The following is a 6,861-nucleotide window of genomic DNA, read 5'->3' as shown; positions in this document are numbered from 1 at the left end:
TCGTGGGGCCGAAGGGCCTCGTCGAAGATCCGTCGCTCATGCGTTCCTATGAGATCGGCGCACGATACGACGAGGGCAGGGCCGCCTTCGTAGTGCGCCCCGAGACGACGCAGCAGGTATCGGCAGTGATGGCTTATGCGGTGAAGCAGGGCATCCGGTTGATCCCGCAGAGCGGCAATACCGGGCTGGTCGGGGGCTCGACGCCCGACGCTTCGGGCGCGCAGGGCGTCCTCAGCCTCGACCGCCTCACCACACCGTTGGCGATCGATGTCGACAACCGCACCGTCGAGGTCGCGGCCGGCGTCCGGCTGTCGGCGCTGAACGATGCGCTGGCGCCTCACGGCTTCTTCCTGCCGGTAGATCTCGGCGCGGACCCGATGGTCGGTGGCATGGTCGCCACCAACACAGGCGGCGCGCGCTTTCTGCGCTACGGTTCGATGCGACGGCAGGTGCTCGGACTGGAAGTGGTTCTGCCCGACGCCGACGGCACTATCCTCGACCTCGCATCCGGCCTACGCAAGGACAATTCCCACGTGGACCTCAAGCAGCTTTTCATCGGCACCAGCGGCGCCTTCGGGATCGTCACCAAAGCCGTGCTGGAACTCCAGCGCCGGCCCGGGCAGACCGCAACCGCCCTGGTGGTCCCAGAGAGCGATGAAAGCGTGCCGCTCCTGCTGCGATACCTGGAAGAACGGTGCGGGGAATATCTGACCGCATTCGAGGGCATGTCGCGCAATGCGATGGAGCGTGCGCTCTGCCATGTGAAGCATCTGCGCAATCCCTTCGCGCACGGCACGATCCCGCCTTATGCGATCCTGGTGGAGCTGACACGAAGCTGGGCGCCGCGCGAGGGCGAATTGGATCTTGAGTCGTTCCTCGAAAGCGTACTGGCCGATAGTTTCGAGGGCGAGCCTGCCCTGCTCAGCGACGCCTTGGTGGGCCGCTCGGAGGATCTGTGGTTGATCCGACATGCGCTATCGGAAGGGCTGAAGGCTTCCGGCTACGTGATCGCGTTCGATCTTTCCCTGCGACGCTCCGATCTCGCGCGGTTCCGGCGGGAAATCATTGGGCTGCTGGGAGAGACTTTCCCGGAGCTTGCCGTTTGTGATTTCGGGCACATTGCGGATGGCGGCGTCCATTTCAACCTCGTCCATCCCGAGCGGCCGGATGCCGGCTATATCGGCCGGGTCCGCGATCAGGTTCTCGAGCTGGTGGTGATCCGCTACGGCGGCAGCTTCAGCGGCGAGCACGCACTGGGACGCTCCAACCAGGCGCTCTACGACCGCTATACTCCGGCGCTCGTCCAGGACCTTTCGGCAGCTGTGCAGCGGGCCATCGGGACTGCCGCCATGGGGAATGTGCGGCTTGCGCAAGCGAGCGTGGCGCAGAGGCAGTTACGGGGCGAGGGCGCGATAGACTGAGGCGCGACCGATCCCAAGGTGGTTGGCGATCTCGGATGGCCCCACACCCGCCGCGAGCGCGCCAAGTCCGCCGCGCTTGCTACCTTCGAAGGACCTCCAGGGCCTCTGTCGCAGCACGGATGCCTGTCGTGTAGGCTCCGTGGGCCGTTGAGAAATCCGCGGGGGAGCAAGCCTCGCCCGCGAAAAAGATGCGGTCCTCGTAGGTGGCGCTGAGGATCTGTCGCGCGTCGCTTTGTCCGGGCAATGCGTGGCTGTAGGAACCTCCAATGCGCGGATCATTTAGCCAGCCCGAGCGAGCAACCGGACATAGACGGCTTCGAATATCCGAGCCGAACAAGCCGACCAGTTCATCGAGCGCAATAGCGGGGCCTCCGAGCTCGCCAGCCGCCACGATGGCCTCTGCCCCTTGGCCGCCGAAAAACCCCTCGATGACGGGTCTCCCTAACGGAAGCAGATGGTAGCTGCCGGATTCTGCCGCCCGTGGGCGTCCAATGACTTGCGTATCGGTCTCGAACCCGCGGGGTGAATCGAGCGCGAAGAAGATTTTTTCGGCGTATCCCAGCGGAAGGCGCGCGGCCGCTTCGCATCGGTCGTCCAGTCCGGGAGGCAGGCGCAATGAGCCGCTGGCCAGAACGTTTGTCGAGACCGTCACAATGGCAAGGCGTGACGATAACGTGCCTGCCGTCGTCACGATCCGCAGCTGCGCACCCGAAGCGTCGATCGACGAGACGCTGGTGCCGAGCGCGACATGGAGATTCCTGCTGGAATGCTCAATCAGCGCACCGTATCCTGCCCGGACCCGCCAATTCACCCCGGTGTCGGCGTCGTCGTAGGTGAGAAAATCGGTAACGGATACCCGGTCGAGCGGAACACCATTGATGTAACCGCTCAACGCCTGGACCCGGCCATTCCAGGGATCATCGGCGGTCAGTGCATCGGCGGCGCGGTCGCTCACGGGAGGCGTCAATTGCAGCCGGCGCAGAAAGCTCTGATACGCAGATTGAGCTTCCGCTTGCTCTTCTGATGTGAAACCGAGGTTGCCAGCTTGACGACCCCAGGGGGGTGGCACCCGGTCGATCTCGAAGTTCTCGGCTGCGGCAACGTCAACCCAAGGATTGCGATCGGCCGAATGAAGCCAGGCGCATCCGAGATCAAGCGGGATGCCRCTTCGCACGATCGTCCGTGCGCGCCCGCCGGTCCGGTTGCCGGCCTCGATCAGGATTGAACTCACGCCCGCCGCGGCAAGGTGCCTCCCCGCGGCAATCCCGGCCGCGCCGCCGCCGACAATCGCCGCATCGATTTCCGTCAAGGTTCACACCTCCCTGCTCACGTCGACAACGACAGAAGATCTACATAACGCTTTGTCATGTGTCATTGATGGCGGCTGCCTCTTCGGGGAGCCACCATCCTGATGTGCTGTTGGAGCCTGGCGATGGCTGCGACCCGAAGGCCGAGGAAACGGCTGCCGCTGACAGGATGTCTCATGAAACCGCAGGGCAGGGGACCCAAGACGGCCCCCGGAGCAGCAATGTCTCATCCGATGAGCTGATTGATCTCTTCGCGCCGTGCGTCGAAATGATCGAGAAGAAGACGATATGCGGGACGCGCTGCGCGCGAAACACCATCGTCATCGCGTCCAGGTCGAGGTTGGGGACTGGCCAGGGGTTCATGTCACCTTGCCCTGGGCTTCATCGACCTTCTCGACGGTGCCGCACATCATAGTGAGATCCTTGAAATGGCCTTCGTTCAGATGGTAATCCGGGCGCCCACCTCGACGGCTTGGTCTTCCGGGATACAGGATTGGTCAGAGGCGTCGCTCGCGGACCGCGCCATCGGAATGAACAGATAGTCCTGCCAGAGCGGCAGCCCCACAAGGGCCGACGCTCGCAGCGTCCGCCGGGACAGGAAGAACGAGGCATCACCCAGATTGAAGTTCGCAGCTTCGAGGGCCTTTGGAACATCCGGGGTCTCCATGAAACCGAACTTCACCTGCACTCGCGAGACCCGGTCTGAGAGCTTCTCGACAGTGACGCGCCGCTCGTCTCGAAGGCGTGGCACTTCCTCGGTGACGACGGTCAGAATGACGTTGTGGTCGTGCAGCACCTTGTTGTGCTTCAGGTTGTGAAGTAACGCGGCAGGCACGTCCTGTGCATTACCCGTGAGGAAAATGGCCGTGCCCGGAACCCGCGGCACCGTGCTTCTCTCGGACATCCGAACGAACTCGGGCAGGGGCGGCCGGCCCCGGTGGGAGATTTCAGCCAGCAGACGCGAGCCCTTGCGCCATGTCCGCATCAGGATGAACAGTCCTGTGCCGACCAGCAGCGGGAACCAGCCGCCATGCGGGATCTTGAGCGCATTCGCCCCCAGGAAGACGAGCTCGATGACAAAAAACGGTGCAATTGCCGCCGCGGCCAGAACCGCCGGCCAGCGCCAGAACTTCCACGCCACGATGAACAGCAGGCACGATGTGATGACCATGTCGCCCGTCACGGCCAAGCCGTAGGCCGCGGCCAGGGCACTCGACGACTCGAAGAGCAAGACGAGCAGGATGACGGCCGCGAGCAAGAGCCAGTTGATGAACGGAATGTAGATCTGACCCTTTTCGGTCTCGGACGTGCGCAGCACGCGGAAACGGGCAGCACGCCCAGGTGCATCGCCTGCTGCGAGATGGAGAAGGCGCCCGTGATCACAGCCTGGCTTGCGATGACCGTCGCCACGGTGGCGAGGATCACCATCGGCAGCAGCGCCCAGGAAGGGTAGAGCAGGAAGAACGGGTTCTCGAGGCCTTCGGGGTGAGCGAGCAACATGGCGCCCTGGCCGAGATAATTCAGCGCAAGCGCCGGCAAAACCAGGACAAGCCAGGCGGCGCGGATCGGCGAGCGCCCGAAATGGCCGAGATCGGCGTAGAGCGCCTCGGCTCCGGTCACGGACAGGAACACCGCGCCGAGGGCGAGAAGCCCGGCTGTGCCGTGGTCGGCCAGAAAGCTCAGGCCATGAACCGGATTGATCGCGGCAAGGATGGTCAGGTCGTCCCGGATATGCATCAGGCCGCCCAGAGCCATGACGAGGAACCAGAAAGTTGTGATCGGCCCGAAAAACTTGGCCACGCCTGCGGTGCCAAACCGCTGGACGGCAAACAGGCTGATCAGGATCGCAAGGCTGAGCGGCACCACGTAAGGCTCGAAGGCGGGCGTCACTAGCTTGAAACCCTCCACTGCCGAAAGAACTGAGATCGCCGGCGTGATGATGACGTCGCCGTAAAAGAGGGAGGCGCCCACCATTCCCAGGACGATTGTCAGACCAGTGCTTTGCCCGAGGGCCCGGTGCGCCAGCGTGACGAGCGAGAGGGTGCCGCCCTCGCCGTTGTTGTCAGCGCGAAGGACGATGACCACGTACTTAACCGTTACGATGATGATTAGCGCCCACAGGATAAGCGAGACCACACCTACCGCCATCTCCTTGGTGAGGGCGGCCGGGCCAGCGTGCCCCGTGGCCGCAGCAAGGCTCTCCTTGAGCGCGTAGAGCGGACTGGTTCCGATGTCCCCGTAAACCACCCCGATGGTCCCAAGGGTCAGGGCCCAGAAGGAGGTCGGCGTGGCGCGCACGGAGTCGGGAAATTCTGCGGCGACGTCCCCGCTCGTGCCTGTCGCGGCCATCGACCAGCTCCTCTCGGCTACCGTGCGGGATGGCTTCCCTGAACTCATTTGGGGCGGTGCCGGGTTTCACCTGTGGGTGGACTCTATCGGTTCTTGGCTCCGTGGCGATGGCACTATCCACTGCGGCGCGGCGTTGATCCGCATGGCGAAGTCCCTCCAGCTCGTTTCGGTTCAGTCCGAAGCAATTCCCGGCGTGGTCGCCTCTGCGGCCTATGTGTGCGGCCGACGCGTGGCTGAGATCCCGATCCCCGAGGCCGGCGAGTGGTCGCGCAAGCCCGGGCACGTGGTTTGGATCGGCTTGCATGAGCCGGGGCTGGACCTCCTGCGGCAGGTTCAAAAACAGTTCGGCCTGCATGATCTCGCCATTGAGGATGCCCTCAAGGCGCATCAGCGGCCGAAGCTCGAACAGTACGGCGAGGCTCTGTTCATTGTGTTACGAACGGCCCAGATGTTGGATGGGCGCGTTGCCTTTGGCGAGACCCACCTGTTCGTCGGGCAAGGCTATGTGGTGTCGGTCCGCCACGGCGCCTCGACTTCGTACACGGCGGTCCGCGAACGCTGTGAAGCGGCTCCCAAGTCGCTCTCCGAAGGCGAGGACTTCATCCTCTATGCCATTCTCGATTTCATCGTAGACAACTACATGCCGGTGATTGAAGCCGTGCAACACGAAGTGGAGCACATTGAGGACGACATCCTCGCCGAAAGACCGACACGGCTTCACGTTGCGAGGCTGTACCAGTTGCGACGGGATCTGCTGCGTTTGCGCAACGCCGCCGTTCCGCTGGTGGAAGTCTGCCGGCGTCTCGAAATGCCGGGGCTGCCGGGGATCGATGCCGTGATGTACCCCCACTTCCGCGATGTTTCCGACCACATCCGCCGGGTCCAGGAGGAGATCGAATCCCTGCGTGAGGTGCTGGCCTTCGCGTTCGAGACCAGTCTGATGACGGGCCAGGCGCAGCAGACCGAGATCACCCGCAAGCTCGCGGCCTGGGCGGCTATCCTGGCAGTGCCGACGGCTGTGGCCGGAATCTACGGCATGAACTTCGATGTCATGCCCGAGCTGCAGTGGAGGTACGGCTACGTCCTCGTGCTGACGGTAATCATCGCGGTTTGCACCTGGCTCTATTGGCGCTTTCGGCGGAACCGGTGGCTGTAGTCCAGTATTCGAATCTCTCATCCGCGGCTAGCGCCAGCGAACCGGGTCCATCGCCACTCTACACGATCTCCGCTCCCAGCGAGGCCGAGTCGATCGGCACAGGCGTCACAAGCGGCTGCGTCGGCCTCCTCAGTCAGGACATGATGCACCTGTATTCACGGACGCCGGTCAAGACGAAGGTGGTCGTCCTGCCCGCATGGGCACGGAGTGGGCCCGGTCCAGACGCAGCGGGTGCGGCAGCGTGTCTAGACCACGCCGGTTCGAACGTCCGCTTCCGATAACGCCGTTCGAAACTCCAAGATCGGAACCGCCTATAGCAAAAACAATTCCTTCGATCGGCGCATGAGGATCGTGGTCGCGTGAAGCCTTCATGCCGAAGACAACAAGGTGGCGAAGTGAATCAGGCGAAAGACGTCTTGCCGCCGAGCGCCGAGGAAATCTCGACGAGGGTCGCTTTCTCCGCTTCGCTGACCGCGACGCCTCCGAAGCCCAGGAATCCGCCCTCGTTGCCTGCTTCCGCCGCCTTCTGGGCGACCGCTTGAAGCCATGTCTTGAAACCGGCCGCGTCCTCTGGCGCCTTCGTATCGACAAGGACGGAGACGGCGCGAAGCTCTTCGATGGCCCGAGT

Annotated in this window: 3 protein-coding genes and 3 pseudogenes; 3 read left to right on the top strand and 3 right to left on the bottom strand. The window is 63.5% G+C overall.

The genetic code is table 11. From position 1 onward, the window contains the following. Positions 1–2: 2 nt before the first annotated feature. Positions 3–1,421, top strand: coding sequence for an FAD-binding oxidoreductase (locus AC1DVM_RS22095; RefSeq protein ID WP_477258106.1), 1,419 nt, complete (start codon positions 3–5; stop codon positions 1,419–1,421). Between the two features lie 79 nt (positions 1,422–1,500). On the opposite strand, the gene AC1DVM_RS22090 is transcribed toward AC1DVM_RS22095, so the two are convergent. Beyond that, positions 1,501–2,730 (bottom strand): flavin monoamine oxidase family protein, encoded by a 1,230-nt coding sequence (locus AC1DVM_RS22090; protein WP_477258104.1) that lies wholly within the window; start codon positions 2,728–2,730, stop codon positions 1,501–1,503. A 437-nt stretch (positions 2,731–3,167) separates the two neighbouring features. Continuing rightward, positions 3,168–5,077 (bottom strand): annotated as a pseudogene (locus tag AC1DVM_RS22085) (potassium transporter Kup). A gap of 142 nt (positions 5,078–5,219) precedes the next feature. Between AC1DVM_RS22085 and AC1DVM_RS22080 the strand changes: the two are divergent. Further along, entirely contained in the window at positions 5,220–6,233 is a 1,014-nt protein-coding gene (locus AC1DVM_RS22080; protein WP_477258108.1) for a magnesium and cobalt transport protein CorA, read from the top strand. A gap of 44 nt (positions 6,234–6,277) precedes the next feature. Beyond that, positions 6,278–6,430, top strand: a pseudogene (locus AC1DVM_RS22075) (L,D-transpeptidase family protein); the annotation flags it as partial. A 203-nt stretch (positions 6,431–6,633) separates the two neighbouring features. Here AC1DVM_RS22075 and AC1DVM_RS22070 read toward each other — a convergent pair. Further along, positions 6,634–6,861: pseudogene (locus AC1DVM_RS22070) on the bottom strand (hypothetical protein); the annotation flags it as partial.

This window comes from Microvirga sp. P4_A5, assembly GCF_056402495.1.
The sequence above is the reverse complement of the archived record's forward strand: the minus strand, read 5'-3'. Positions and strand labels throughout refer to the sequence as shown.